This window comes from Rhizobium sullae, from assembly GCF_025200715.1.
Taxonomy (GTDB): domain Bacteria; phylum Pseudomonadota; class Alphaproteobacteria; order Rhizobiales; family Rhizobiaceae; genus Rhizobium; species Rhizobium sullae.
The window spans coordinates 1,156,598-1,181,423 of record NZ_CP104144.1 but is presented as its reverse complement, the minus strand read 5'-3'; the positions used below and the strand labels follow the sequence as shown (position 1 = coordinate 1,181,423).

Here is a 24,826-nt window from a genome sequence, read left to right as displayed (position 1 = left end):
CGGTCGGGTCTCTCCTTCGGGGGCTGGCACCCCTCAGCAAACCAGCCCGCGATAGATGGCCGGCAAAGCGGCCGGCAGCCTGGTGATATCGGAAACGAGAGCGAATCCGCCTCTTCCGAAGATGGCAGGAAGGTAGTCCTGCGCATTGCGGTCGATCGTCACCGCGAAAACAGAAAGGCCTAATGCACGCGCTTCGCCGACAGCGCGCCGGCTGTCCTCCAGCGCGAACCGTCCTTCATAATGATCGACATCGTTGGGTTTTCCGTCCGTGAGCATCAGCAGCAGCTTTTTGCGGCTGCTTTGCTTGGAGAGCTCCGCCGTCACATGGCGGATCGCCGCTCCCATGCGGGTGTAGTAGCCGGGCCGCATAGCGTTGATGCGCGAGACCGTCTTAGGTGAAAAGGCTTCGTGGAAGGCTTTCACCGTTTCGATGCGGACCCAGGAACGCCGCCGCGACGTGAACGTGTTGATGGCGAAGCTGTCGCCGCAGGCGTCAAGGCCGCGGGCGAAGACGTCGAGCGCCTGCTTTTCGACATCGAGAACGCGGTGATTGTCGACCCAGGAATCGGTCGACAGAGAAACGTCGACAAGGATCGACGTCGCAAGTTCATGAGCCATCGGCCGCGTGGCTTGATAGATCCGATCGTCGGGCTGTCCCGTCGCCAGGAAATCCGTCCGGGACCGAACCACCGCTTCGAGGTCAAGGTCATTGCCATCGACCTGCGATCTGAGGAGCTCGCGGCGCGGCCGCAATGTCTCGAACTGCCGCTTTACCTTACGCACGAGCATATCGTCGCAGGCCAGCACGGATGACGCGAGGGGCTCTTCCACCGAGGTGACGACGACGCGGCAATAGTCCTCAAGATAGAATTGCTTGCGGTAGTTCCACTCGGGATAGGTCGATTCGGCTTGGATCCGCGTCGGATCGAAGGCCTCGGGCGACAGATCGAGGTCGAAGTGGAACCGCGACTTCGGACGCTCTTTCGTTTCGCTGAGCGACATCTCATCCAGTTCGTTGGCGGCCTGCGCGTCATCGTCGCGGTCATCGGTCGGCCGGTCGACATTGACCATCTCTGCCATCGCAAGGATCTTCTCGAACCGGTTGAGAATGAACGGATCCCGCCCGCGGTCGTCGCGATCCTGCTTTCGCGTCGCCGCATGCGCTTGCCGGTCATTGGAGGCGGCGTCACCTTTCGAGGGAAGGTCCTCGCGTTCGGTCGCGGCCATCTCCGTCTGCGCAACGAAGTCCGGCCACAGCGGAACAGGCAGCATCGGCAGATATCCGGCCGGAGCGCGTAAAACCGATGGCATCGCATTTTCCGGCAAGACGTGGCCAAGGGGATGGGTCAGTGCCAGGCAGATCAAACCCTCAACCTGGCTCTCGACGCCCGGCAGCCGGCCGCGGATTCGCGCCGCAAGCACGCCCTGGCACAGGCGGTCGTAACGCGAGCGCATGCCGGGAAACGCCTTGAGCACGCGCGCAGCGATGCTGCGGCCGAGCGCGATCCTATGGAGATCGAGGAGCAGGGGATCGGCAGGCGAGGGCACAGCCTCTCCCATCACCGCCATGTAGGCGACCATCCAGAAATAGAGGTCGCGGTTCAGGCCCCTGTCGGCAAACAGGTCAATCTGGGCCGGCAGCATGATCGCCGACTCGTCCCGTCTTGCATGATCGCTGCGCTCTTCGCCAAGCCCGACGACTTGGCGCAGCTTCAGCCGGTGCCGCGACGTCTGCGGACGCACCGGTTGCAATTGGACCGTTGCCTCTCCCCCGAATCCGCGAAAGCACACCGCCAACGGTGACCTCAGATCATTCAAGGCGACCGCGTGATCCGGGGAGCGCGGCCAAGACCTTGTGTCGCCCACCCACCGATGCCAGGCCCGGCCGACGGTCTCTTCAAGCTCCAGGAATTCCAGCATGTCCGTTCCTTCAATCGACGACGGCGTTTGCGACCTCGATCAGAGCCGCTTTGACGTCGGGCTCATCCGTCAGCGGTTCGATCAATGCCGAGCGCACTGCATCGCGCACCGGCAGGCCGCTATCGATCAGGCTGGCGCAATACACCAGCAGACGCGTCGATACGCCCTCTTCAAGATCATGTCCCTTGAGCGCGCGCAGCCGCCGTGCGAGTTCGACCAGCGGCGCCACACGGGCTTCATCCAGTCCGCTTTCGGACGAGACCACTGCAATCTCCTGGTTCTTGGGCAGGAAGTCGAACTCGATTGCAACGAAGCGCTGGCGGGTGCTGGGTTTCAGCGCCTTCATCAGGTTCTGGTAGCCTGGATTGTACGACACGACGAGCATGAAGCCTGGCTGGGCCTCGAGAAGTTCGCCCGTCCGCTCAAGCGGCAGGATCCGCCTGTCGTCGGTGAGCGGATGCAAAACAACAGCGACATCCTTCCTCGCCTCGACGATCTCGTCGAGATAGCAAAGCCCGCCCTCGCGGACCGCACGGGTCAGCGGTCCATCCACCCAAACCGTGTCACCGCCCTTGAGGAGGTAGCGCCCGGTCAAATCCGCAGCGGTCAGATCGTCATGGCAGGAGACCGTCGACAAAGGCAGGCCGAGACGCGCGGCCATATGATGGACAAATCGCGTCTTGCCGCATCCTGTCGGCCCCTTGAGCAGCAACGGCAATTGCCGCGTCCAGGCGCTCTCAAAGAGGGTGCATTCGTTGCCGGATGGGACATAGGCGGGAATCTCCGGCGGCAGAGGCAGCGGCTTGGTGAGGGCGATCGTCATGACGAATTCCAATCTGAGGGAGAGGGAAAGTCCGCCTATTCGGCGGGCTGTACTACGACATGTGCGGCGGCGCGCTGCCGCCCGGGCACGAAGACTGCCCAGAGGAACATCAATGCACTGATGAAAACGAACATGCCGGATCCGAGGCGCACCCAGTAAAACAGCGCAAGCTGGTCCTGGACATCCATGTAGGATTCGCCGAGCACGCGCTGCAGATGAACCTGAATGACCCCAGCAAACGTTAGGGCAAAGGTCATGACGGACATCGCACCGCACATGATCCAGAAGCTGGCGATCGACAGCCACTGATTATAGGGCGCACGGCCGCGGATCTGAGGAATGGCATAGGCCATCGCCGCCAAGTTGAGCATCACATAGGCGCCGAAGAAGGCGAGGTGCCCATGGGCTGCGGTCACCTGTGTGCCATGCGTATAGTAGTTGACCGACGACAGGGTATGCAGGAAGCCCCAGACGCCTGCGCCGAAGAAGGCCATGACCGAGCAGCCGATCGACCACAGGAGTGCGGCCTTGTTCTCATGCTTGCGGCCGGCCTTCCAGGTCATGACGAACGTGAAGACGACCATCGTGAAGAAGGGCGCTACCTCAAGCGTCGAAAACAGCGAGCCGATCCACTGCCAATAACCGGGAGCGCCGATCCAGTAGTAGTGATGCCCCGTCCCGAGAATGCCGGAGAAAAGTGCAAGCCCGATGATGACATAGAGCCACTTTTCCACCACTTCGCGATCGATGCCATTCAGCTTAATCATGAGGAATGCGAGCACAGAGGCCATGATTAATTCCCAGACACCCTCGACCCACAGGTGGACGACGTACCACCAGTACATCTTGTCGAGCGCCAGGTTCGCAGGGTTATAGAAGGCAAACAGGAAGAAGATCGCAACGCCCCACAGACCGAACAGCAGGATGTTGGTAACCGTCGTCTTTCGGCCCTTGAGCACCGTCATCGTGACGTTGAACAGGAACATGAGAGCAACAATGACGATCCCGACCTTGATGGCGAACGGTTGTTCGAGAAACTCGCGCCCCTCATGGATATGGAAGAGATATCCGACGACGGCGACCGCCGCCGCAATCAGGAAGATCCAGAACTGCGCAACCGCAATCTTGCGACTATAGAGCTCGGTTTCAGCTTCTTCGGGGAGCAGGAAATAGGTTGTTCCCATGAAGCCCATCAGCAGCCAGACAATCAGCGCATTCGTGTGGACCATGCGCACGATGTTGAAGGGCAGCAGTTCCGAAACCGTGTTGGGCAGGACATAGATCGTTCCAGCCAGAACGCCGAAAAGCAGCTGTGCGATGAAAAGGCCAAGCGCTCCGTAGAAGTAGAGCATGGCGACGCTTTGTGTCTTGTACTTCATAGATTTGTTCCTTTGTCGCCGATCATCCGGCCTGGTTCGGCGGCCAGTTTTGGGTCATGATGCGGCTCACCCACTCGAGGAAATCTGCAAGGTCGTTGACTTCCTGTTCGCTGAGGTTGAATTGCGGCATCTGGCGGCGCCCTTCGATTCCGGAGGGCTGCGACGCCATCCAGGCGCGAAGAGTCTCGCGCGCACTCGCGGGATCGGTATCGCCGCCCCAGCGCTTCCAGACATTTGAGAGTTCCGGCGCGAAATAGGCGCCCTCGCCATGGAGTGTGTGACAGTTGATGCAGGAGTTCTTTTCCCAGACGTGTTTCCCGCGAGCGACACTTTCGGTCAGCGTGGATTCGTCGGTGGATGTAGTGCGGATATAATAGTGGCTGTGGGCCGTCAGCCCGACAAAGATCGCGAAGAAGAAAATAGACCCGCCGTAAAAGACGTTCCGGGCCCCGGTTTTTGTTAGGCGTTCTGCCATCGATCATCCTTTCATCGTCGAGGCGCGCAAACACCGCAACTCGGCCGTTGAGCCTTCCAGCTCGTGATCGTCACCATCTAAAGGATCGATCGAAACCGTCTTTGCTGTCGCGCAAACAAAATCCAAAGCGGCGCTAGCCTGCAGCGGTTACAGAAAGAGCAAGCAGCTTGAGGCATGCCATCGTCAGCACCAGCCCCGCCCAGGCAACGACGGACGGAACGAGCGGACTTGCCCGCCCCCGCAGATGCAGGAATTCCAGCAGAACGAGTCGTACCTTCATAAGCCCCACCGGCGCGGCGGCGATGATCAGAACACCCAGCCCAGCCACCGCATGGGCGAAGTAGGCTATTGCAGATGTCAGCGCAGTCAGGGCGACCAGGTGCACAAGCGCACGATCGGCGAGCTTTTCGGACTTCATATCGCGTAAACCACCGGAAACATGACCAGCCAGACGATGTCGATGACATGCCAGAGCGTCGTGATGATCGCTACGTTTTCGCGCCCCGGCCGGCAGGCGACGACGATGAGCACCAGCGACCCGAAAATCACGTGAACGAGATGAAAGCCGGTCGTCAGGAAATAGAGCTGGCTGAAAGTCTCGAGCCGCTCACCGGTAAGGTGCGGCAGCTCTCGCAGATATTCGGTGATCTTGACGGCAGAAAACGCAAAACCGCCAGCCGCAGCACCCAGCAACGCCGCTCGCTGCCTCGGCACGCCGGCCGGGTAGCAAGCGGCCTTGGCGGCGCACCAGCCGCTTGAAAGCAGGATGACCGTGTTGAGCAAGGGATAGGATAGAGCGAGATGACCACGCCCCTCAGCGAACGCGGCTGGCTGGAAGTAGCCGGCAACCAGAAAGGCACCCAGGAGGGCGCCGAAGGCGACGAGTTCGCTCCAACCGAGCACCCATGCCAGGAGCATGTCATTGTCCTCAGATGCATGGTGCACGCGACTGTTTTGCATTCTTGTCCGTTTCTCTGATCCCAGCCGGTTTATTTCCTCAGCGGCAAGGGCTCTTTGACCCAGCGCAAAGAGTTTTGCGACCTTCAGCGCTAGGTCACTGGTTGTTTGGAGGCGCAAAATGACAGACGCACAGATCGGTCTATCGGTGGCCACCCCGGTCATCATCCTTTTTGCCATAACGCTGAACCGCATGGGCGTTTTGCAACGCGGCGCGACGCTGGCGGCGGTGTTTGCCGCCATTGTGATCGCGGCCAGCCTGGTCTTGCAGAGATGACGGAGATGTAGCCATGAACATGATGCCGAAGACCGGCGAGTTTGCCGAGCTTGAGGAGAACTATCGCGAGCTGCTGTCATGGTGCAGCGTTCTGGAAGCTATCGCCGACTTTCTCCCATGCCGCATCGACGAGCGGGTCTGCGAGAGGATCTGCTCGCACCTGCTTCCTGTTTTGGAGAGGACGCAGGCGCTGGAAGAAAGACTGGTGTTTCCTCGTATGGAAAGCTCTTTGGGCGATGAAAATGCGACCGATGCGATCGCAAGGCGCCGCAACGATCATCACCGGGATCGCAACGCTGCCGAGGAGATCGTCGTCACGCTTTGCGAGTTGAAAGCGGGCGGCTCAAGGCTGTCGTGGGATTCGATCGGTTACATGCTGCGCTCGTTCTTCTGCTGCATGCGGCGCCATATCGCGGCTGAACAGGAGATGCTCGGAATGCTCAAGAACGCGAAGCTCGCCCAGTAAGGGAGTTTTTGCTTATCCGCTGCAAGATGAGGCACGTCATCGGGGCCGAATTTCGGGAATGGCGGCGAACCCATCCAGGCGGTCGGCTGCGTCCGCGGACGCACGCGCGATGCTCTTCGACCTGTATGCGCCCCGGCGGTTTCGCGACCTCGGCTCGGAAGAAGTCACGTGTCCCTTGGCTTTTGGCGGCATCGCATGGTCAAGGGTTCGTCCGCCCTCGTTGAGTTTCCCTTTGCCCCCGGCGAAGTTGACGATCTACCTTAGTGCAACCAATGCGTTCCGCACCGTGCTGCCGTTGCGGACCTTCTGATGTTCAAAAGGACGTTTCGTCATCGATCTCGGAGACGGTTCTTCCGCTCCAGGAAGACGTTGAGACGGCGGATCTCGATTCGAAAAATGCCGTCTCCCATCCGGCTTCATCTTCTTGATCTTCTGCTCCTTCCGCCGGGCTGTCTGCCGCCTCTGCGCATGCCCTGGGGGCGTTTCCAAACTTCGTTTGGCTCGCTCCGGTATTTGTTGACATAGATCAAGGAACTCACCGACGGCGAGTTCAATATGAGAAGAGATATTCAATATCTGTCATCACGGCTGCAAGGACAGCCCGGCGGAGGATCGTTCAATGGCGAATGCAACCCTGCAGACCCATCCGGTAACATCTCCGGCGACGCCGGCACATGTCTCCGTCCCGGTTCTTGGGGCGACGCTGGCCACCTTCGCCACCATCTCGTTCCTGTTGTGCATGCTGCTCGGCCTGGTCGCTCCCGAATGGGGCCTGCACAGGCCATGGCTGCAGTTCTATCTCGGCCTGACGGGCTTCGATCTTCGAAGCCTGGCACTGGGTCTCCTTCAAAGCGTCATCTTCGGCGGCTATGCAGGAGCATCAATCGCTGCGATCTTCAACGTCATCAGCCGGCGCCTCGGCTGAGCAGGGGAACGGAGCCCACATGGTCGCCGACCGTCGTAAGTTCGCATGGATGAACGCAATGCTGACCTTCCTGGTCGCACTCGCGCTTCTGCTTGCGCCCGCGGCCACAGCGCAGGCGATGCAGTGCCATGAACGCCCTACCCACGGGCACGCCGGGTTCGAGCATTCCTCGTTTGTGACAAAGGACGCCTACGTCTCGCTCCAAGGCGGCCTTCACACTCCCGACCACAAGGGCTGCTGCGCTGTCCCGTGCGGCTTCTGCACCGTCCTGACCAACAAGGACAGGGCGGAGGCACCATTAACCATAGGTTCCTTCCTCCACTTCGTATGGGGCGACCAGACCGGTAGCGGTCTGGCGCTTCCGCCGATGCTCGGTCCTCCTCGTCTTCCGGTCTGAGAAGTCCGGACGCCGCTGTCGTCGCGGTATCTGGTTGCTTCGACGGACGTCCTCCTGGACGTCCAAGACTAATGGTCGGCGCTGCCGACCCGGAAACCAGGAACAATCACAATGAAACGCCGTGACTTTCTCAACGGCCTGATGGTCGGCGCAGCCGCGCTCGGCACCTCGGCCGCCCTCCATCCGATCCGCACCTGGGCGCAGGGCGTCGCCGCCAAACCATCTGCGCCAGACACCTTATCGCTCGGCTACCGGAGCATCGACGTCAAGGGCAGATCCGCCCGCGTCTTCGGGCTCGTCCAGCCCGACGGCACGCCGGGGTTGTCGCTGGACGCCGGGGCCGAATTCGACGTCGCGCTGTCGAGCGGCATCGACGAATCCACCCTGATCCACTGGCATGGCCTGACGCCCCCCTGGGCGGCCGACGGCGTGCCCGACAATCCCGCCGCCCTCCTGCAGCCGTCCGAAACCCGCCGCTACACCTTTCCCGTCGGCGCGGGTGGCACGCACTGGATGCACGCGCATACACTCCAGGAACAGAATCTGCTCGCTGCTCCGCTGATCGTGCGGACCGCGGACGACATAAAGCGGGACGAGCAGGAGGTCATCGTTCTGCTGCATGACTTCTCGTTCCTGCCGGCGGAGGAATTGCTGGCGAGGTTGAAGGGAAATAGCCCGCACGGTGCCATGCCGATGGACCATGGCGCCGTGCAAGGCATGGCGGGAATCCAGCATACGATGTCCGGCAACAGCGTGTCCGGAATGGCAATGCCGGGCACCATGGACCTCAACGACATCAACTATGACGCCTATCTCGCCAATGATCGCATGCTCGACGATCCCGAGGTCGTGAGGGTCGAGAAGGGTGGCCGGGTCCGTCTGCGCATCATCAACGGCGCGACAGCGACCGCCTTCACCATCGACATGGGCCGCCTTCCCGGAGAACTGGTTGCTGTCGACGGGCAGGGGGTCGTGCCGGTCGCCGGGATGTCGTTCCCCGTCGCCATGGGCCAGCGCCTGGACATCCGCCTGAGCCTGCCGAAGGAGGGCGGCGCCTTTCCCGTTCTCGCCCTCCGCGAAGGAGCGCGGGAGCGCACGGGTATCGTCCTGGCCACCGCAGGCGCGGACATCCGAAACATGACGGTCGCGGGTGACACGAAAGGGCCGGTTCTCGAGATCGACCTTGAGCAGCGCCTGCACCCTGTCAGCCCGCTGGCCACCAGGCCCGCCGACCACCGCTTCGAACTCTCGCTGACGGGCGAAATGGCCGCCTACAATTGGCGCGTCGACGGCGCGGACGGTCTCGTCGTGAAGCGCGGCCAGCGGATCGAAGTCGCGATCGGCAACACGTCCATGATGGCCCATCCGATGCACCTGCACGGGCATCATTTCCAGGTGGTCGGCATCAACGGAGCGCCGGTCGTGGGCGCGGTCAGGGACACCGTCCTGGTGCCGCCGATGGCGAGCGTGGTCTTGGCCTTCGACGCCGACAATCCCGGCCGCTGGCCGCTTCATTGCCATCATCTCTACCACATGGCGACGGGCATGATGGCCTACCTGACCTATGACGGCGTCGGCTGACGCGGTCTCGGAAACCGCGAAGCCCTTTCTGCAACTCCAAGGAACCGAGGCATCCTCATGAATCAGAACCATTCCTATCCGTCGGCATGGAGCACGTACAGCCGAACCGTCTTCATCGCCTTCGCCGTCATCGCGGCAGGGCTCGTAGCCTATGAGCATCGCGTCCACGTCCTCGGCGTCCTGCCCTGGCTTCTCATCCTGGCCTGCCCGCTCATGCATATGTTCATGCATCACGGACACGGCGGCCATACCGGTCAAGATCATTCGACCCATCGAGCGGGCACGACGCCACACGAGCCGAAGGAGAAAGAAGATGTCTGACACTCCCGCCTATGGACTCTGGAGCCTGGTGATCATCAATTCCATGGTGTTCATTGTCTTCGCCGCGAGCTTCACGAGGCTCGAGACAAAACGGGACTGGCGCTCGCTTGGCGCCTTCTCCGCCTTCGTCGTGGCACTCTTCACCGAGATGTATGGCTTTCCGCTGACCATCTATCTGCTGTCCGGCTGGCTCGGGCGGCATTTTCCGGGCGTCGATTTCTGGTCGCACGACGCCGGCCACCTGCTGGAGATGACGCTCGGCTGGCGCGTCAACCCGCATCTCGGGCCGTTCCATCTCGCAAGCAACATCCTGATCGTCGCCGGCTTCTGGCTGCTCGCGTCAAGCTGGCATGTGCTCTATGCCGCCCAGCGCGACCGCCGTCTGGCGACCACGGGGCCATACGCGCGCGTCCGCCATCCACAGTACGACGCCTTCGTCGTCATCATGATCGGATTCCTACTGCAATGGCCGACCCTGGTGACGCTCGTCATGTTCCCGGTGCTGGTATGGGTCTATATTCGCCTTGCGAAGCGGGAGGAGGTGGCCTCGCGGGCCGAGTTTGGATCCGAATGGGACGCCTATGCCAGGACCGTTCCTCAGTTCCTTCCGAGGTTCGGCCGCGGAACGAATGCGGCTGGAAGCGATCGCGGAGGAGCAGTCCATGACTGATCATCACATGCACGAAGGCCATGTCCATGGTGATCGCCATCATGGAGGCGAGAAGGCGGCCGACTCGACAGGTGCCGGGCCCAAGGCTCCGGAAGGCGTGATCTACACTTGCCCGATGCATCCGCAGATCAGGCAACACGGCCCCGGCACCTGTCCGATCTGCGGCATGACGCTCGAACCGGAAGTCACGACCGCAGAGGCCCGACCGAGTACCGAACTTGCCGACATGACCCGGCGATTCTGGATCGGACTCGTCCTGTCGCTGCCCGTTCTCGCGCTGGAAATGGGCGGCCATCTCACCAACCTGCATATGGTGCTCGGTGCGCAGCTCTCGAGCTGGATCCAGCTCGTGCTTGCGACACCCGTGGTTCTATGGGCCGGATGGCCATTCTTCAAGCGGGCCTGGGCCTCGCTCGTCAACCGCAGCCTCAACATGTTCACGCTGATCGCGATGGGAACCGGCGTCGCCTGGATCTACAGCGTCATCGCCACGGCCGGGCCTGGCATCTTTCCTGCCACGTTCCGCGCCGCCGACGGTTCGGTCGCGATCTATTTCGAGGCAGCAGCGGTCATCACAGTGTTGGTGCTGCTCGGGCAGGTACTCGAACTGCGGGCGAGGGAACAGACTGGCGGCGCCATCCGGGCGCTACTCGACCTTGCGCCGAAAACGGCGCGCCGCATCAGGGACGACGGTTCAGATGAGGACGTCGGGCTGGACGCCGTCGCGGTCGGCGACCGCCTGCGCGTCCGGCCGGGCGAGAAGGTCCCTGTCGACGGGGAGTTGTTGGAAGGACGCAGCTCCGTAGACGAATCCATGATTACCGGCGAATCCATGCCGGTCACGAAGGACGTCGGCGCGAAGGTGATTGGCGGCACCATGAACCGGAGCGGCGGCTTCGTCATGCGGGCTGGCAAGGTCGGGCGCGACACGATGCTGTCGCAGATCGTCCGCATGGTCGCAGACGCCCAGCGTTCGCGCGCTCCGATCCAGCGGCTCGCCGACCAGGTATCGGGCTGGTTCGTACCGGCGGTGATCCTCATCGCGGTCGTCGCCTTCGTCGCCTGGGGCGTCTGGGGACCGGAACCGCGCTTTGCCCACGGCCTCGTCGCCGCCGTCGCCGTGCTGATCATCGCCTGCCCATGTGCTCTCGGACTGGCGACGCCGATGTCGATCATGGTGGGCGTCGGGCGCGGTGCGCGAATGGGCGTCCTCATCAAGAACGCCGAGGCGCTGGAGCGCTTCGAAAAGATCGACACGCTGGTCGTCGACAAGACCGGCACACTGACCGAAGGCAGGCCGAAGGTAACCGAATTGAAGGCAGTCGGAGGAATAGACGAAGCGGAACTCTTGAGGTTGGCCGCAACGCTCGAACGTGCCAGCGAACATCCCCTTGCCGCGGCCATTGTCGCCGCGGCGCAGGAGAGGGGCCTCGCCCTGAGCGAGGCCCGCGAGTTCGACAGCCCCGTCGGCAAAGGGGTTACCGGTACGGTCGATGGCAGGAAGCTGGTCATCGGCAGCCACCGGATCATGGCTGACGCAGGCGTCGATCTTGCGGCTCTCATGGCCGAGGCCGAAGCGCTGCGCGGCGAGGGTGCGACAGTGATCTATGTCGCCATCGACGGCAAGGTCGGCGGTCTTATCGCCATCGCCGATCCGATCAAGGCGACGACGCCCGAGGCGCTGCGTTCGCTCAAGGAGGAGAACATCCGAGTCGTCATGCTGACCGGCGACAACAGGACGACGGCACAGGCGGTGGCCCGCCGGCTCGGCATCGACGAGGTGGAGGCGGAGATCCTGCCGGAGGACAAGGGCAAGGTGGTCGCCAGGCTGCGGAGTGAAGGTCGCGTCGTCGCAATGGCCGGCGACGGGGTCAACGATGCGCCAGCTCTCGCCGCCGCCGACGTCGGCATCGCCATGGGCACGGGAACGGACGTTGCGATCGAGAGCGCCGGCGTGACGCTGCTGAAAGGCGACCTGCAGGGTATCGCTCGCGCACGCAAGCTTAGCCACGCGGCGATGAGCAACATCCGCCAGAACCTGTTCTTCGCCTTCGTCTACAACGCAGTCGGCGTGCCCATAGCGGCCGGCGTGCTCTATCCGACCTTGGGGCTGCTGCTCTCGCCGATCATCGCGGCCGCCGCCATGGCGCTGTCTTCTGTCAGCGTCATCGGCAATTCGCTGCGCCTGCGCCGCTCGTCCTTGGACTAGGTCAGCGCCCGCCGGAGCATGATGTGTAAATGCCTGTCCTGCGCAGGATGGACGACGCAGGTCGAAGAACCAAGCAAAAGGAGAATGAACATGACGACGACAATATTGCCAAAGGCGGTGATGCTAGCCGCACTGATCGCGGCCGGCGGAACTGGTCTCGCGCACGCGCAGACGAACGTTGCAGACCCGCATCATCCTGCGACGCCGGCGCAGGCACCACCCCCATCCGACGCGGACGGCGGAATGACGGGGCAGGGCCAGGGAGCCATGCCCGGCGGATCCGGTATGATGCCTGGCGGGATGATGGGGCGGAACATGATGCCGTCCGGCATGATGGGCGGCATGCCGATGATGGCGATGCGCGGACACATGATGAAGATCATGTTCGCGGTCGCCGATGCCGACGGAGACGGCGCGCTGTCCTTCGAGGAGGTGACGGCGATCCACAAGCGGATATTCGACAGCGTGGATGCGAACAACGATGGCAAGGTCACGACCGAGGAGGTGCAAACATTCATGCGGCCATAGTGGGGCCGAGGGACCAACCTCGAAGGCTCCGCGAATAATCGCGGAGCCTTCGGTCGGCTTACATCGATAACGGCGGGGGAGAGATGCGCCGGGTCCTTCTGTCTCTGATCCTTTGCGCGCAGTTCGCATCGATATCGGCGGCGTCCGGGATTGCCATCTTCGACACTGCTTCGTAGGGCGGTAGCCGGTCGGTCAGCCTCAGTCTGGCCGAGGGCGGACCTGGCCGAGATCCCGCCTTCGATTTCGACGTCGTCATCACGCTGTGTCAGAATTCGACGGTGGCGGGACAGTGCTCTATCGGGACGGAGGAAGGCACGAGAAGAGTGTGCGCTGTGCTATCCCCGTAATGGCCGGTCGGTCCGCCCGCGCATCGAGGCTTGCCATGCGCATAGAACCTTCTCCCGCCGTCGATTTCTCGCAGGCCGCCCGCCCGGCTCCCAGGAAGTCGGCATCTGTCTGCCTGCCCGGCGCATCCGCCGAAAGTCTCGTGGCGAGTTGAAGGCTGTCGTGGGATTCGATAGGCGACATGCTGCGCTCGTTCGTCTGCTGCATGCGGCGCCATATCGTGGCCGAGCCGGAGTGCTGGGGATGGTCAAGAACGCGAAGCTGCCGATAAGCGAGTTTCGCGTACTTTCAACGCGATGCCCTCAGTTTCAATTGAAGCGCTCAGCTGAAAACCCAGCGCGCAATTTTGGCCTAGCGGTTTCATCACCGGGGCAGGTGAGGGGCCTTAAAGCCCCGACGCCTTGGTAAGATTGGTTCGGAAGCGGTCGCGTCGCCGCTGATATTTACGGGGTCATCTCGGCCGAGGCGTGACCTAGTTGTTTCTGAACGTAGCGCTCCTCGATGTCGGCCGAGGAGGCAAGGCCGGCGCGCGGCGATTGCCCTGAGAACAGGCGCGTCCGCCTCTGTCTGGTCGCGACCAAGATCGAGCCCGGTGATCTTCGAACGGCAGAGGCCTCCGGCAAAGCCGATAGCAGTACTGTGCGGTCGCAAAGGCCGGCACGGTCAAGCGTCTCAAGGATCGCGATGAGGTCTTCCGGCAGGATCGCCTCCTTCTGGCGCACGAAAGATATAAGCGCCGCCGGGGGGCGAGCTTGAAGCTCGCACCTGAAAACCCCCTCAAGAGGTTGCTGCGTGCAGTTGATCGCCAGTGCGAATCACTTCCCGCACGAGAAGATCCAGATCTTCTTGTCGTGTACGGTGATTGGCGATCGCGGCGCGCAAGCAGTGCTCTCCGTGAACCGTCGTGTCGGAGACGACGGCGATGCCATTTTCCTGTAGCTGTAGCATGATCTCTACGTTGATTTCCTTTCGCCGGGACGCGTCGGTATCGCGCGGCCGGTAGCGAAAGCACACAATGTTGACAACGGTCGGGGCAACCAGTTCCAGCATCGGCTCGGCTTCGATCCGTTGCGTGAGATGGCGAGCCTGCGCAATAGCCTGGTCTATGAGGCGCCCAAACTTCGCGACGCCGTGCTCCTTCAGCGCCATCCATATCTTCAGGGCCCGGAAACCGCGCGAGGTCTGCAAGCCGTAATCGCTCAGCCAGCCGCCCGCCGCTAGGCCGCGCGGCGCGGTTTCGAGATATTCGGCCGTCGTCGCGAAGGCGCCGCGATGTGCGGCCGCATCGCGGACCAGCGCGCATCCGGCTTCGAACGGAGCATGCAGCAGCTTGTGCGGGTCCAGAGCTACGGAATCGGCACGCTCGATGCCACAGACCAGATGCCGGTTTTCCGGCGCGATCGCGATGAGCGCGCCGACACAGCCGTCCACATGCAGCCAGAGCCCTTCGCGTGCCGCAAGGTCGGCGAGCGCAGGAAGGTCGTCGATCGCGCCCGTATTGACCGTGCCCGCATTCGCGATGATGCAGGCGGGGCGGATGCCCTGCGCGCGATCCTGCGTGATCGCCGCTTCAAGCTCCGCGATGTCGATCCGGAGCGCTGCGTCGGTGCCGACGCGCCTCAATGCGCCGTTGCCGAGGCCGAGCGCCTCAATGGCCTTGCGGTGGCACCCGTGAATCTGGTCCGATCCGTAAAAGCGCAGCGGCTGCGGCATTGCCGCGACGCCATGCTCGCGAACGTCCACGCCGGCCTTGACATTGCGCGCGACTGTCAGCCCGATGAGGTTCGCCATCGAGCCGCCGCTGACGAGCGTGCCGCTGGCCTCCGCCGGAAAGCCCAGCATCTCCTTGCACCAGCTGACGACCTGGCTGTCGATGAGGGCTGCGGCATGGTTGCCGCCGCCGACGTTGGAGCCCTGGATCGCGGCCAGGAAATCGCCGAGCGCGCCGGTGAAATTACTGGAACCCATGTACCAGGCCCAGAACCGCGGGTGGATATTGCCCATCGGATAGGCCATCACGGCATCGACGACCGTGCGATAGACCTCCCCGAGCGGCGTGGCGTCGGTCGGCAGGGGGCTGCGGAAGATGTCCCGCACGTTCGCGGGCATGGCCTGCCACGCTGGCCGGTCGCGCACGTCGCGGAGATGGCCGATCGCATCGTCGATGATGCGATGCGACAGGGTCTCGACTTCCGACCAGTCGGAAGGATCGAGCGTTTCTTCCTTCGGCACCCCCTCCATTGCCCGCCCTCCTTACGCCACCGCCTGGAACTGGGAGCCGGGCGTCGAGCGTGAAAGCGCCAGTTCTTCCTCGCTCATCTTTGCCTCGATACCGTCGAAAAGCGGCGTCCATGATGACTATAGTGACTATAGTTCAAATTGGTCTGGCAGCAAGCGGCTTGGCCAGAAGAAACGAGACCTCAAAGCCCGGATGCTTTGGTGTTATTGGGGCGGCTTGACGAGAAGATCGCCCGCTCGACGGTCCGGCTCGGACGATCTCATTTCGCCGACGCCTGCGTCTCGCTGTGGATCGACGGCGAGCTCGTCCACCTCGAAGACCTCGCCCTCCACGATGCGACGCGCGACGGCCGCGCGCCCACTCATGAACTTATTGAAGCAGGCCAAGGCGAGCAATGTTATGACGAACACCAGCTTGATCGTCAAAATCAGGCCGTAGGATGAAGTCCACAAGGACGACAGTTTCGGAACCTGCAGGCTGATGACGACAGCGCCTGAGACGATGAGGGCAGTAAGCGGAAGCGGGATGAGGCGTGAAAAGACGCGTAGGACGCCTTCTTCCTTGTAATGCGCGCCCAGGCAACGTTTCAGCAAGACGGGCAGGCTGCCAACCCAGAACATCGATGAGCCGCTGTGAATGAAGATCGCCGTACGCGCCAGCCATCTCGGTTCGGCAGTGCTTGCATGGCCGGTCGATGAAAAGGCTGTGGCTGCGGCAAGCAATGCGGTCAATCCTATCCAACGACTGCCATCTCCATGCGCGCGCATCGACGTCAGCCAGCAAGGAAAAACGCGGCCGCCCCACAGGCTATCGAAATGCCGTAACCGCCGTGGAGAGCACGAAGGAACGGCGCAAGCTGAGGACTTGCCACAAGGGAAAGACCAAGTTCATCAAGGCTCTGCAGGTAGGCCGAGCCCGCAAGAAGCGCCAGGCCAAGCAGCGCCCAGGTTCGGCTGAGACTGGACACAGGCGGTGTGCTCTTCAGGCAAGTTTCGAAAAACGCGCCTCCGATTGCGAAGGAGAAACAGAGGTAAAGCAGCCAACGCGTCGCCCAAATTGACCAATGCAGGCGGTGATTTCCGTTCCGCCGCAGTTCCAGGCGAGGCGCTCGGCGCGCCGACGGAGAAGGCGATGGTGCCCACAACCGTATGGCCGTCGTCGGAGATGACGCGGAAACTGAAGAGATAGGTTCCAAGCGCTTGAAGATCGGGATCGGAAACGACAAGTCTCGTGCCGTCTGCTGTCGCGCTGAACTTTCGGCTGCTCCCGCCCGGCGCAATTCCGGTCAGCACGAGAGGAGCAACGGCTTCATTGAACTCAAAGACGATCGCGCGGGGCGGCGTCGCAATCACCGCCCCTTGGGCGGGTGTCGATCCGACGAGGGAGGCATGGGCCAATGCAGCGGCCGGCTCAAATAGCGCCATCAGGATAGCAAGAGCCAAAAACCGAAGAAGCGTGAGCAGAAGGATGGAGGAACGGGCCGAGATCCGGTTTCGCGACTCAGCCATGGCGGTTCCTCGATCGCGCTTTCTCAAGAACGTGGCTGGGCGACAATCGCGAAGAAGGGAGCCGGCGTCTCGTAATCGTCCGACGCCTTGCCAGCGGCCGGGATATCGATCCACCGCTCGACGGCGCCGTCCGTGCACTCCTGGATAACCGGGAAATAGACTTTGGAACCAGCAGCAAGCTCGTTGGCAACAACAGCGCGGAAGACGAACTCGTCATACTCATCATCGGCAAGATTGCCGCCGGACCAGACGAGTTCGGTGATGCCTTCGGCGACCGGCTTGCCGTAAAGCTCGTAGGCTTTTGGATATTGGCCCTTGGCCTTTTCGATCGTCCAGCCGGATTTCGGCATGGGCTTGACCGAGAGAATGCCTTCCGGAATTTTCACGCGCAGCTTGATCGTCGGCTTGCCGTCGCAACCATGTCCGACACGCAGAACCGCCTTATAAACCTTGCCGGCAGGGGCTTCCGTCTTTTCAAGCGAGACATGGGCGCTGGCGGAAGCCGCTCCTGCAATGCAAAGACCAAGTGCGATGAGGGATGTTCTCAGCACTGTCACTCTCCTGGGTTGATTGCCGTCGGCGGCTTGCCGGCGCTGGGACATTTCAGCCCAGCTGCCGGCATCTAAGCGCTGAGCGGGATTATTGGGTCATCTTGGCGATGTCCGCATCGAGGCGCTTGCGGACCATGTTTGGAAGCTTGGCGGTCTTAACGGCTTCAAGATTTGCGGGCGCATCACCAACCTGGATCAGCGCGACCATTCCCATGGCGACGTGCGGCGTGCACTTGATCACATAGGCGCCGGGCGCATCGAACTTGATCTGAACCTGCTCGCTTGCCTTCGATTTGAATGCAGCGGCGCCTTCCGGGATCAAACCCTTGAAGGACTCGACATTGTGAGATTTGTCAGTCGGGACGAAAGTGATCGTGTCGCCAGGGGCGATCTTGGTGAAGCTCGGCTCAAACACCATGGCGCCGGCAGCACCCTTGTTGAGCATCTGCACCTGGTGGTCGGCTGCCATCAGCGGCATCGTGGTCGCAGCAAGCACGGCCGTCGCGGCAAAAAGACCCGCAAATATCGAACGCATTTCATATCTCCTAGTTGAACGATGGCCGAACTGGCCGTCGGCTGGTGTGATACGCCTGCTGCACGGGTGCTTCTTTGACGTTGGTCAAATAGAGCCATCAACGTCCACCCAGATGATCACCGCGACCGGCCGAACGCTGAGGGGGACGTGCTTAGAATATTCGAAGGACGGAGCCGACCCGCATGGCCACAGACAGATCGGCGTGCCTGCCTTGGCCCTCGGGTGGCCGGGGGCCCGACCGTTCGCTCGGATTGTGGAATCGTGAGTGGCTTGTGGATTGCGGGCGCTGACGGTCCGCTTCGCACACCGCTGCGAGCGCGCTTCATTTATCGGCGCGCTGGGCAGTCAAAGGATAGTCAGTCCAGCAGCTCGCGAACCCGCACGGCGAGATCCTTTGCCGTATAGGGCTTGCGCAGCCAACTGCCGGGCGTTGCAAATTCGCGACCGCCGAGGCCCGGTTCAGCGTAACCCGATGTAAAGAGGATCTTCAGGTCGGAGCGCATGACATGCGCCTCCTTGGCAAGTTCGTCGCCGGTCATGCCGCCGGGCATGACAATATCTGTGAACAGAAGGGCAATCGTGGGATCTTCGGCGAGAATCTCCAACGCCGTCTGAGCATTGTTCGCCTCGACGACCTTGTAGCCCATCGACGACAGGCGCGCGACCGCGACCCGCCGCACGCGTGCATCGTCCTCGACCACCAGCACCGTCTCGGCGCCGCCCGGCAGCACATCGCGCGCTTCTGGTCTCGTTTCGGAGGCCTCAACTTTTGCCGCAACTGCCTGTACCCAGGGAAGATAGATGCGGATCGTCGTGCCGCGCCCGAGCTCGCTGTAGAGCTGCAGATGACCGCCCGACTGCTTCACGAAGCCGTAGACCATGCTGAGGCCGAGGCCTGTACCGGAACCAACATCCTTGGTGGTGAAGAACGGCTCAAAGGCGTGTTCCTTGACTTCATCCGACATGCCGACGCCTGTATCGGTGACGGAAATGAGAACGAAGTTTCCGGTGCGCACCTGCGGATACATCTTCGCGTAGTCTGCATCGAGATAGACACGCTTGATCTCCGTTGTCAGGCTGCCACCGCGCGGCATCGCGTCGCGTGCATTCAGAGCAATGTTCAAAAGCGCGTTCTGCAGCTGGGAACTGTCGACCAGCACATTGTGATTTGAGCCGACAATGACCGTCTTCAGGTCGATATTTTCGCCAAGCGTCCGCCGCAACAGATCGGAGAAGCTCGATACCAGCTGCCCGAGGTCCGCAAGCGTTGGATTGAGAGGCTGGCGGCGCCCGAACGCCAAAAGTTGCTCCGTCAGCTTTGCGCCATCGCCGGCTGCGTCCTGCGCCTCGCGCAGCAGCACACTGAGCGGCCCCTCCGGAAGCTTCGCTTCGATCATTTCGAGATTACCGCTGATTACCGTCAGAAGATTGTTGAAGTCATGGGCAATCCCCCCTGTTAGTTGCCCGACGGCTTCCATCTTCTGCGCCTGCCTGAGATCTTCCTCGATCTTGTACCTGCCTGTCAGATCGCGGACGAAGCCGGTAAATATCCGCTCGCCGTTTGCGGTGGTCTCACCGACATGAAGCTCCATCGGGAATTTCGAACCATCGGCCCGTTGACCCGTCACCACGCGGCCGTAGCCGATAATGCGGCGCTCGCCCGTCCTGATATAGCGCGAAATATAACCATCGTGGGCATCACGATCGGGGTTCGGCATCAAGTTGCTGATATTCCGGCCGCAGATGGCGTCTGCTTTGATACCGAAAAGCTTTTCCGCGGCAGTGCTGAAAGAGATAACAATTCCGCGCTCGTCGATGACGATCATCGCTTCGGGAACCGTTGCGAGAATGGAGCGGAGGTGGGCTTCGCGCGCGTTGACCTCGCTTTGGGCCCGCTTCAGATCGCTGATGTCGTTGTCGGTCTGGACGACGACGGCTCCATCGTCGGAAAGATTCACCACCATGCAGCGCGACACCACATAGACGTCATGGCCGTCCCTGTGGCGATGGATGATTTCACCCTGCCAATATCCTTGTTGACGCAGCTGCTCGCTGACGCTTTCGCGCGGCTCGGGAAACTGCGACCCAAGCAGCTTGTCAAAGGCTTTGCCGACAGCCTCGTCACGCGTCCAACCGTACATGTTTTCGCATCCGGCCGACCATTCAACGATGACGCCGTCAAAGCCGTGCACGATGATATTGTTGGCGCCGCCCATGATGCGGACGATGGCCTTGAGCTCTTGCTTTGATGCTGTGCGCGGTGAAGTGAAACGATGCGGCATAGTTTTCAACTCGTTTATCCCGAGCCCATTAGTGAATACTGCAGCTATGGCAATTTTCCAGAGAGAAATCATCCCCGTTGCCGGACAATTGAATGAGACGCTTCAGACTCAGGATCTTCATGTCGTGGCGTCCGACGGGGACGAGAATGTTCCGGCTGGCGAGCTTGCTGATGGTGCGTGACACAGTCTCGATGGTGAGACCAAGATAATCGGCGATATCGAGCCTGTTCATCGGCAGCGTCACGAGGTCACCTGCCGCGTTCGTCATGTCACGAGAGATGAGCTGGAGCAGGAAACTGCACAGGCGCTCTTCTGCATTCTTCTTCGACAGCAGTACCATCTGATCGTGAGCGGCAGCCATTTCCTGGCACAGCACCGACATGAAATCAGGACGAAGACAGGCGGAGCGGAAGATTTCGTCGTGGAAGTTCTTCCGCGCGATGCGGCGAATCTTGCAATTCGTGACGGCTTCGGCAGTGTAGAGATAGCGCTCCTGGAGCGACGTGCCGACGAGGTCGCCCGGATACAGAAAGGCCGTGATCACGCGCCGGCCGTCGCCAATGATGCGGTAGAGGCGCATAACGCCGTCGACGAGTTCAAAAAGATGGTTCGCCGCGTCGCCTTCCCAGAACATGGCCTTGCCGGTTTGAAGCACTTCCTGCGGAATGGAATGAAAAAGCGATTTCAGGGACATTTGTCCCGAATTGTCGGCCATCGAGCCCTTGACAGCTTCGAACGCGATATTTTTTTGCATCAACATTTTTGAACCCTCTGTCCCGTTTGATGAGGGCAGTAAAAACGGCTCGCGTTACGCGGGAATGCTCGCAGCGTGCATATTGGTGCGAAAGTGTAACAGTCTGTAACAGAGCAACAGATTCGCGAGGGAAAATGCAGAATAATCCATAAAAGTCAGCGTGCGCCCGCCGCCCGTGTTGCGATCGTTGACATAGATCAAGGATCGGCCCCGGCGCTCGTGTCAGCTCTCCCCCTACAAGATCGGAAAGAAGATTACGCTTCTGCGTGATCGTCTGTGCTTGGGGACAACGACATGAACTATATGACGGAAACGGTGGCAATAGCCGTGTTCGCGTTCTTCGCGCTGCTCGGCGCTGCTTTCGCGCACGACCACCTCTTTGCAGCACATATGTGGGTGCTGTTCTTCGTGCTGATGGGAAGCACGCTTGTGCTTCTCCGCCGCGTTAATTTCGCACCGGCTGCCCAGCGGCCGAAGCCAGCTTCGTCCGAATATTTTGACGACGTTGTTCGGTATGGTGTCATCGCCACCGTATTTTGGGGCGTGGTCGGCTTTCTCGTTGGGGTCGTTGTCGCGCTTCAGCTCGCCTATCCCGATCTGAACATCGCTCCGTATTTCAACTTTGGGCGCCTGCGGCCGGTCCACACATCCGCTGTCGTTTTCGCTTTCGGCGGCAACGCGTTGATTGCCACGTCCTTCTATGTCGTCCAGAGAACCTGTCGGGCCCGCCTCTTCGGCGGCAACCTCGGCTGGTTCGTATTTTGGGGCTACCAGCTCTTCATCGTCATGGCCGCCACTGGCTATCTCTTGGGTATCACCGAGGGGCGGGAATACGCGGAGCCTGAATGGTATGTCGACATCTGGCTGACGATCGTCTGGGTCGCTTATCTGCTCGCATTCCTAGGGACGCTTTTGAAGCGCAAGGAACCGCACATCTATGTCGCGAACTGGTTCTACCTCGGTTTCATCGTCACGGTGGCGATGCTGCATGTCGTCAATAACCTCTCGATGCCGGTCTCCTTGCTCGGCTCGAAGAGCTATTCAGCATTCTCCGGCGTTCAGGACGCTTTGACCCAGTGGTGGTACGGCCATAACGCAGTCGGCTTCTTCCTGACTGCTGGCTTCCTGGGCATGATGTATTACTTCGTACCGAAGCAGGCGAACCGGCCGGTCTACTCCTATCGCCTGTCGATCATCCACTTCTGGGCCCTGATCTTCATGTATATCTGGGCCGGTCCGCACCATTTGCACTATACGGCGCTGCCGGATTGGGCGCAGACGCTCGGCATGGTCTTTTCCGTCATGCTCTGGATGCCGTCGTGGGGCGGCATGATCAACGGCCTGATGACGCTTTCGGGCGCCTGGGACAAGATCCGCACAGACCCGATCATCCGCATGATGATCATGGCAATCGCCTTTTACGGAATGTCGACCTTCGAAGGTCCCATGATGTCGGTCAAGGCTGTCAACTCGCTCAGCCACTATACGGAATGGACGATCGGTCACGTCCACTCGGGCGCACTCGGCTGGGTCGGCATGATCACCTTCGGTGCCATCTATTACCTGACGCCGAAGCTTTGGGGACAGGAGCGTCTCTATAGCTTGCGCATGGTCAACTGGCATTTCTGGCTCGCGACGCTTGGCATCGTTATTTACGCCGCCGTGCTTTGGGTTGCCGGCATCCAGCAGGGCCTGATGTGGCGCGAATATAATAGCCAGGGCTTCCTCGTCTATTCCTTCGCCGAGACCGTCGCTGCAATGTTCCCATACTACCTGCTGCGAGCCGTGGGTGGAGCTCTCTACCTCGCGGGCGGTCTGATCATGGCATTCAATGTCTACATGACCATCCGTGGTTACCAACGCAACGAGGCACCGATGCCAGGTGCTCTCGTCGCCCAGCCTGCCGAGTGAGGAACGACCATGTCGATACTTGAGAAACACCAGATCATAGAAAAGAACGCGACGCTCCTGCTGGTGGGATCACTCCTGGTTGTCAGCGTCGGCGGCATCGTGGAAATCGCACCGCTGTTCTACCTGCAGAACACGATCGAAAAGGTGGAGGGAATGCGTCCCTATACGCCGCTGGAGCTGGCCGGCCGCAATATCTACGTCCGCGAGGGCTGCTACGTCTGCCACAGCCAAATGATCCGGCCATTCCGCGACGAAGTCGAACGTTACGGACATTATTCGCTCGCCGCCGAATCTATGTACGACCATCCCTTCCAATGGGGTTCAAAGCGTACCGGACCCGACCTTGCACGCGTGGGTGGTCGCTATTCGAATGAATGGCAAGTCCAGCACCTCGCCGATCCGCGCGCGGTCGTGCCGGAATCGATCATGCCGAGCTACGCCTTTCTCAAAACCAACGAGGTCGCAGTCAAGGATGTCGGCATGGATCTCAAGGCAAACGGAATTGTCGGTGTGCCCTACACGCCGGACATGATCGCCAACGCCGAGGCCGATATGAAAATGCAGGCCGATCCGAACGCCGACACCACAGCGCTGCTCGAACGTTATCCGAAGGCCAAGACAGGTGACTTCGACGGCGACCCTTCGAAGCTGACGGAGATGGACGCGTTGGTGGCTTACCTACAGATGCTTGGCACCTTGGTCGACTATTCGACCTATGACGATGCAACCGGATATCGCTGAGGAATGCGCCATGGAAACCTACACCGCAATGCGCCACTTCGCCGACAGTTGGGGCCTTCTTGCCATGACCCTGTTCTTCATCGGCGTCGTCCTTTTCACGCTCCGTCCAGGCAGCAGGGAAAGCGCCAATGAAGCCGCAAGCATACCCTTGAAGGATGACTGATATGTCGGACAAACATGTTGATGAACTCAGCGGCGTCGAAACCACCGGGCATGAATGGGACGGTATCCGCGAGCTGAACAATCCCATGCCGCGGTGGTGGGTCTGGACGTTCTATGCGACGATCTTGTGGGCGGTGGGATATGCCATTGCTTATCCTTCCATTCCACTTTTGACCAAGGCCACCGATGGGCTGCTCGGCTTTTCGAGCCGCGCCGATCTTACGCAGGAGGTGGAAACGGCAATGTCAGCCCAGACCATGTTTCTCGACCAGATCGCCGCAAAGACGGTCGGCGAAATCGACGCAGATGCCAATCTGCGGCAGTTCGCCATCTCCGGCGGCGCTTCAGCGTTCAAGGTCAACTGCGCGCAGTGCCATGGCAGTGGCGCAGCCGGTGGTCCGGGGTTCCCGAATCTGAATGACGACGATTGGCTATGGGGCGGCGATCTTGAATCAATCCGAAAGACCATCGCCCATGGCGTCCGTTTTGACGGTGACAGCGACACCCATGTGTCCGAGATGCCGGCGTTTGCTGATATCCTCGATGCCTCGCAGACCCGCAATGTCGCTGCCTATGTCTGGAGCTTGACAAAAACGCTCTCCGATCCGGAGATGGCAAGGGCCGGGAAACAGCCCTATCTCGACAATTGCGCGGCCTGTCACGGGGAAGACGGCAAGGGCAACATTGACATGGGTGCGCCCAATCTGGCTGATGCCATCTGGTTGAAGGGGGAGAGCGAAGAAGCAGTCGCCCGCCAGATCAGCGCGCCCAAACACGGAATGATGCCGGCCTGGTCCGCCCGCCTCGGCGATACGACCGTCAAGGAACTCACCGTCTTCGTCCATTCCTTGGGCGGCGGAAAATAGGGGC

Annotated in this window: 25 protein-coding genes and 4 pseudogenes; 15 read left to right on the top strand and 14 right to left on the bottom strand. The window is 61.0% G+C overall.

Features of this window, described 5'->3' with window-relative positions; translation table 11 throughout:
* Nucleotides 1-33: 33 nt before the first annotated feature.
* The 6 genes from N2599_RS26355 to N2599_RS26330 form a co-directional block, all read right to left on the bottom strand.
* Nucleotides 34-1,920: a nitric oxide reductase activation protein NorD gene (locus N2599_RS26355; RefSeq protein WP_027509733.1), complete on the bottom strand. Its 1,887-nt coding sequence runs from the start codon at nt 1,918-1,920 to the stop codon at nt 34-36.
* Between the two features lie 10 nt (nt 1,921-1,930).
* Nucleotides 1,931-2,743 carry a CbbQ/NirQ/NorQ/GpvN family protein gene (locus N2599_RS26350; RefSeq protein WP_027509734.1) on the bottom strand — a complete coding sequence of 271 codons (813 nt, stop codon included), beginning with the start codon at nt 2,741-2,743 and terminating at the stop codon, nt 1,931-1,933.
* A gap of 35 nt (nt 2,744-2,778) precedes the next feature.
* Nucleotides 2,779-4,122 (bottom strand): cbb3-type cytochrome c oxidase subunit I, encoded by a 1,344-nt coding sequence (locus N2599_RS26345; protein WP_027509735.1) that lies wholly within the window; start codon nt 4,120-4,122, stop codon nt 2,779-2,781.
* 22 nt (nt 4,123-4,144) lie between these two features.
* A complete protein-coding gene (locus N2599_RS26340) occupies nt 4,145-4,597 on the bottom strand; it encodes a c-type cytochrome (RefSeq protein ID WP_027509736.1) in 453 nt (150 codons plus the stop codon).
* Nucleotides 4,598-4,730: 133 nt separating this feature from the next.
* Nucleotides 4,731-5,015: a cytochrome C oxidase subunit IV family protein gene (locus tag N2599_RS26335; RefSeq protein ID WP_037141733.1), complete on the bottom strand. Its 285-nt coding sequence runs from the start codon at nt 5,013-5,015 to the stop codon at nt 4,731-4,733.
* On the bottom strand, nt 5,012-5,515 hold the full coding sequence (locus tag N2599_RS26330) for a cytochrome c oxidase subunit 3 (RefSeq protein WP_244914859.1): 504 nt from the start codon (nt 5,513-5,515) through the stop codon (nt 5,012-5,014). The genes N2599_RS26335 and N2599_RS26330 overlap by 4 nt, the downstream gene beginning before the upstream one ends.
* Nucleotides 5,516-5,675: 160 nt before the next feature.
* Here N2599_RS26330 and N2599_RS26325 point away from each other — a divergent pair, with 160 nt between their 5' ends.
* The 10 genes and pseudogenes from N2599_RS26325 to N2599_RS37940 form a co-directional block, all read left to right on the top strand.
* The gene (locus N2599_RS26325) at nt 5,676-5,831 is read left to right on the top strand and encodes a hypothetical protein (RefSeq protein WP_087003650.1); all 156 of its coding nucleotides are present in this window, start codon (nt 5,676-5,678) and stop codon (nt 5,829-5,831) included.
* A gap of 13 nt (nt 5,832-5,844) precedes the next feature.
* On the top strand, nt 5,845-6,297 hold the full coding sequence (locus N2599_RS26320; RefSeq protein WP_063829593.1) for a hemerythrin domain-containing protein: 453 nt from the start codon (nt 5,845-5,847) through the stop codon (nt 6,295-6,297).
* Nucleotides 6,298-6,916: 619 nt separating this feature from the next.
* Nucleotides 6,917-7,222 carry a hypothetical protein gene (locus tag N2599_RS26315; protein WP_027509738.1) on the top strand — a complete coding sequence of 102 codons (306 nt, stop codon included), beginning with the start codon at nt 6,917-6,919 and terminating at the stop codon, nt 7,220-7,222.
* Nucleotides 7,223-7,280: 58 nt separating this feature from the next.
* A complete protein-coding gene (locus tag N2599_RS26310) occupies nt 7,281-7,619 on the top strand; it encodes a hypothetical protein (RefSeq protein WP_244914850.1) in 339 nt (112 codons plus the stop codon).
* A 111-nt stretch (nt 7,620-7,730) separates the two neighbouring features.
* On the top strand, nt 7,731-9,200 hold the full coding sequence (locus tag N2599_RS26305; protein ID WP_027509740.1) for a multicopper oxidase family protein: 1,470 nt from the start codon (nt 7,731-7,733) through the stop codon (nt 9,198-9,200).
* A 57-nt stretch (nt 9,201-9,257) separates the two neighbouring features.
* A complete protein-coding gene (locus N2599_RS26300) occupies nt 9,258-9,521 on the top strand; it encodes a DUF2933 domain-containing protein (protein ID WP_027509741.1) in 264 nt (87 codons plus the stop codon).
* Nucleotides 9,514-10,191: a methyltransferase family protein gene (locus tag N2599_RS26295; protein ID WP_027509742.1), complete on the top strand. Its 678-nt coding sequence runs from the start codon at nt 9,514-9,516 to the stop codon at nt 10,189-10,191. Before N2599_RS26300 ends, N2599_RS26295 begins: the two co-directional genes overlap by 8 nt.
* Nucleotides 10,184-12,400: a copper-transporting P-type ATPase gene (locus N2599_RS26290; RefSeq protein ID WP_037141738.1), complete on the top strand. Its 2,217-nt coding sequence runs from the start codon at nt 10,184-10,186 to the stop codon at nt 12,398-12,400. Before N2599_RS26295 ends, N2599_RS26290 begins: the two co-directional genes overlap by 8 nt.
* 90 nt (nt 12,401-12,490) lie before the next feature.
* Nucleotides 12,491-12,928, top strand: a complete 438-nt coding sequence (locus N2599_RS26285) for an EF-hand domain-containing protein (protein WP_027509744.1) — start codon at nt 12,491-12,493, stop codon at nt 12,926-12,928.
* An 83-nt stretch (nt 12,929-13,011) separates the two neighbouring features.
* A pseudogene (locus tag N2599_RS37940) lies at nt 13,012-13,277 on the top strand (hypothetical protein); the annotation flags it as partial.
* Nucleotides 13,278-13,658: 381 nt separating this feature from the next.
* Here the strand turns inward: N2599_RS37940 and N2599_RS26275 are convergent.
* Nucleotides 13,659-13,992, bottom strand: a pseudogene (locus tag N2599_RS26275) (hypothetical protein); the annotation flags it as partial.
* Nucleotides 13,993-14,050: 58 nt separating this feature from the next.
* Entirely contained in the window at nt 14,051-15,514 is a 1,464-nt protein-coding gene (locus N2599_RS26270) for a pyridoxal phosphate-dependent decarboxylase family protein (RefSeq protein ID WP_027509747.1), read from the bottom strand.
* 195 nt (nt 15,515-15,709) lie between these two features.
* Here N2599_RS26270 and N2599_RS38135 point away from each other — a divergent pair.
* Nucleotides 15,710-15,883: pseudogene (locus N2599_RS38135) on the top strand (RHE_PE00001 family protein); the annotation flags it as partial.
* Between the two features lie 51 nt (nt 15,884-15,934).
* Here the strand turns inward: N2599_RS38135 and N2599_RS26255 are convergent.
* The 6 genes and pseudogenes from N2599_RS26255 to N2599_RS26230 all read right to left on the bottom strand — a co-directional run.
* Nucleotides 15,935-16,132 (bottom strand): annotated as a pseudogene (locus N2599_RS26255) (copper resistance protein); the annotation flags it as partial.
* Nucleotides 16,133-16,402: 270 nt separating this feature from the next.
* On the bottom strand, nt 16,403-17,020 hold the full coding sequence (locus N2599_RS26250) for a copper resistance CopC family protein (protein ID WP_027509749.1): 618 nt from the start codon (nt 17,018-17,020) through the stop codon (nt 16,403-16,405).
* 23 nt (nt 17,021-17,043) lie between these two features.
* Complete coding sequence (locus tag N2599_RS26245) at nt 17,044-17,571, bottom strand: YcnI family copper-binding membrane protein (RefSeq protein ID WP_027509750.1); 528 nt, start codon at nt 17,569-17,571, stop codon at nt 17,044-17,046.
* Nucleotides 17,572-17,659: 88 nt separating this feature from the next.
* Nucleotides 17,660-18,106: a pseudoazurin gene (locus N2599_RS26240; RefSeq protein ID WP_027509751.1), complete on the bottom strand. Its 447-nt coding sequence runs from the start codon at nt 18,104-18,106 to the stop codon at nt 17,660-17,662.
* Nucleotides 18,107-18,462: 356 nt separating this feature from the next.
* Nucleotides 18,463-20,388 carry a hybrid sensor histidine kinase/response regulator gene (locus N2599_RS26235; RefSeq protein WP_027509752.1) on the bottom strand — a complete coding sequence of 642 codons (1,926 nt, stop codon included), beginning with the start codon at nt 20,386-20,388 and terminating at the stop codon, nt 18,463-18,465.
* 28 nt (nt 20,389-20,416) lie between these two features.
* Nucleotides 20,417-21,148, bottom strand: a complete 732-nt coding sequence (locus tag N2599_RS26230) for a Crp/Fnr family transcriptional regulator (RefSeq protein ID WP_027509753.1) — start codon at nt 21,146-21,148, stop codon at nt 20,417-20,419.
* Nucleotides 21,149-21,436: 288 nt separating this feature from the next.
* Here N2599_RS26230 and ccoN point away from each other — a divergent pair, with 288 nt between their 5' ends.
* From ccoN to ccoP, 4 genes are read left to right on the top strand one after another with little or no spacing between them, the layout of a single operon-like run.
* The gene (gene ccoN / locus N2599_RS26225) at nt 21,437-23,053 is read left to right on the top strand and encodes a cytochrome-c oxidase, cbb3-type subunit I (RefSeq protein WP_027509754.1); all 1,617 of its coding nucleotides are present in this window, start codon (nt 21,437-21,439) and stop codon (nt 23,051-23,053) included.
* 9 nt (nt 23,054-23,062) lie between these two features.
* A complete protein-coding gene (gene ccoO, locus N2599_RS26220) occupies nt 23,063-23,794 on the top strand; it encodes a cytochrome-c oxidase, cbb3-type subunit II (RefSeq protein WP_027509755.1) in 732 nt (243 codons plus the stop codon).
* Nucleotides 23,795-23,804: 10 nt separating this feature from the next.
* On the top strand, nt 23,805-23,957 hold the full coding sequence (locus N2599_RS26215; protein ID WP_027509756.1) for a CcoQ/FixQ family Cbb3-type cytochrome c oxidase assembly chaperone: 153 nt from the start codon (nt 23,805-23,807) through the stop codon (nt 23,955-23,957).
* 1 nt (nt 23,958) lies between these two features.
* Complete coding sequence (gene ccoP / locus N2599_RS26210) at nt 23,959-24,822, top strand: cytochrome-c oxidase, cbb3-type subunit III (RefSeq protein WP_027509757.1); 864 nt, start codon at nt 23,959-23,961, stop codon at nt 24,820-24,822.
* Nucleotides 24,823-24,826: the final 4 nt, after the last annotated feature.

What these genes read in the sequence shown, in the direction of transcription:
- N2599_RS26305 (WP_027509740.1), top strand. Translation starts at nt 7,731, where the DNA reads ATGAAACGCCGTGACTTTCTCAACGGCCTGATGGTCGGCGCAGCCGCG.
- N2599_RS26325 (WP_087003650.1), top strand. Translation starts at nt 5,676, where the DNA reads ATGACAGACGCACAGATCGGTCTATCGGTGGCCACCCCGGTCATCATC.
- N2599_RS26355 (WP_027509733.1), bottom strand. Translation starts at nt 1,920, where the DNA reads ATGCTGGAATTCCTGGAGCTTGAAGAGACCGTCGGCCGGGCCTGGCAT.
- N2599_RS26250 (WP_027509749.1), bottom strand. Translation starts at nt 17,020, where the DNA reads ATGGCTGAGTCGCGAAACCGGATCTCGGCCCGTTCCTCCATCCTTCTG.
- N2599_RS26300 (WP_027509741.1), top strand. Translation starts at nt 9,258, where the DNA reads ATGAATCAGAACCATTCCTATCCGTCGGCATGGAGCACGTACAGCCGA.
- N2599_RS26230 (WP_027509753.1), bottom strand. Translation starts at nt 21,148, where the DNA reads ATGTTGATGCAAAAAAATATCGCGTTCGAAGCTGTCAAGGGCTCGATG.
- N2599_RS26310 (WP_244914850.1), top strand. Translation starts at nt 7,281, where the DNA reads ATGCTGACCTTCCTGGTCGCACTCGCGCTTCTGCTTGCGCCCGCGGCC.
- N2599_RS26345 (WP_027509735.1), bottom strand. Translation starts at nt 4,122, where the DNA reads ATGAAGTACAAGACACAAAGCGTCGCCATGCTCTACTTCTACGGAGCG.
- N2599_RS26335 (WP_037141733.1), bottom strand. Translation starts at nt 5,015, where the DNA reads ATGAAGTCCGAAAAGCTCGCCGATCGTGCGCTTGTGCACCTGGTCGCC.
- N2599_RS26340 (WP_027509736.1), bottom strand. Translation starts at nt 4,597, where the DNA reads ATGGCAGAACGCCTAACAAAAACCGGGGCCCGGAACGTCTTTTACGGC.
- ccoP (WP_027509757.1), top strand. Translation starts at nt 23,959, where the DNA reads ATGTCGGACAAACATGTTGATGAACTCAGCGGCGTCGAAACCACCGGG.
- N2599_RS26350 (WP_027509734.1), bottom strand. Translation starts at nt 2,743, where the DNA reads ATGACGATCGCCCTCACCAAGCCGCTGCCTCTGCCGCCGGAGATTCCC.
- ccoN (WP_027509754.1), top strand. Translation starts at nt 21,437, where the DNA reads ATGAACTATATGACGGAAACGGTGGCAATAGCCGTGTTCGCGTTCTTC.
- N2599_RS26215 (WP_027509756.1), top strand. Translation starts at nt 23,805, where the DNA reads ATGGAAACCTACACCGCAATGCGCCACTTCGCCGACAGTTGGGGCCTT.
- N2599_RS26315 (WP_027509738.1), top strand. Translation starts at nt 6,917, where the DNA reads ATGGCGAATGCAACCCTGCAGACCCATCCGGTAACATCTCCGGCGACG.
- ccoO (WP_027509755.1), top strand. Translation starts at nt 23,063, where the DNA reads ATGTCGATACTTGAGAAACACCAGATCATAGAAAAGAACGCGACGCTC.
- N2599_RS26320 (WP_063829593.1), top strand. Translation starts at nt 5,845, where the DNA reads ATGAACATGATGCCGAAGACCGGCGAGTTTGCCGAGCTTGAGGAGAAC.
- N2599_RS26290 (WP_037141738.1), top strand. Translation starts at nt 10,184, where the DNA reads ATGACTGATCATCACATGCACGAAGGCCATGTCCATGGTGATCGCCAT.
- N2599_RS26330 (WP_244914859.1), bottom strand. Translation starts at nt 5,515, where the DNA reads ATGCTCCTGGCATGGGTGCTCGGTTGGAGCGAACTCGTCGCCTTCGGC.
- N2599_RS26235 (WP_027509752.1), bottom strand. Translation starts at nt 20,388, where the DNA reads ATGCCGCATCGTTTCACTTCACCGCGCACAGCATCAAAGCAAGAGCTC.
- N2599_RS26295 (WP_027509742.1), top strand. Translation starts at nt 9,514, where the DNA reads ATGTCTGACACTCCCGCCTATGGACTCTGGAGCCTGGTGATCATCAAT.
- N2599_RS26240 (WP_027509751.1), bottom strand. Translation starts at nt 18,106, where the DNA reads ATGCGTTCGATATTTGCGGGTCTTTTTGCCGCGACGGCCGTGCTTGCT.
- N2599_RS26285 (WP_027509744.1), top strand. Translation starts at nt 12,491, where the DNA reads ATGACGACGACAATATTGCCAAAGGCGGTGATGCTAGCCGCACTGATC.
- N2599_RS26270 (WP_027509747.1), bottom strand. Translation starts at nt 15,514, where the DNA reads ATGGAGGGGGTGCCGAAGGAAGAAACGCTCGATCCTTCCGACTGGTCG.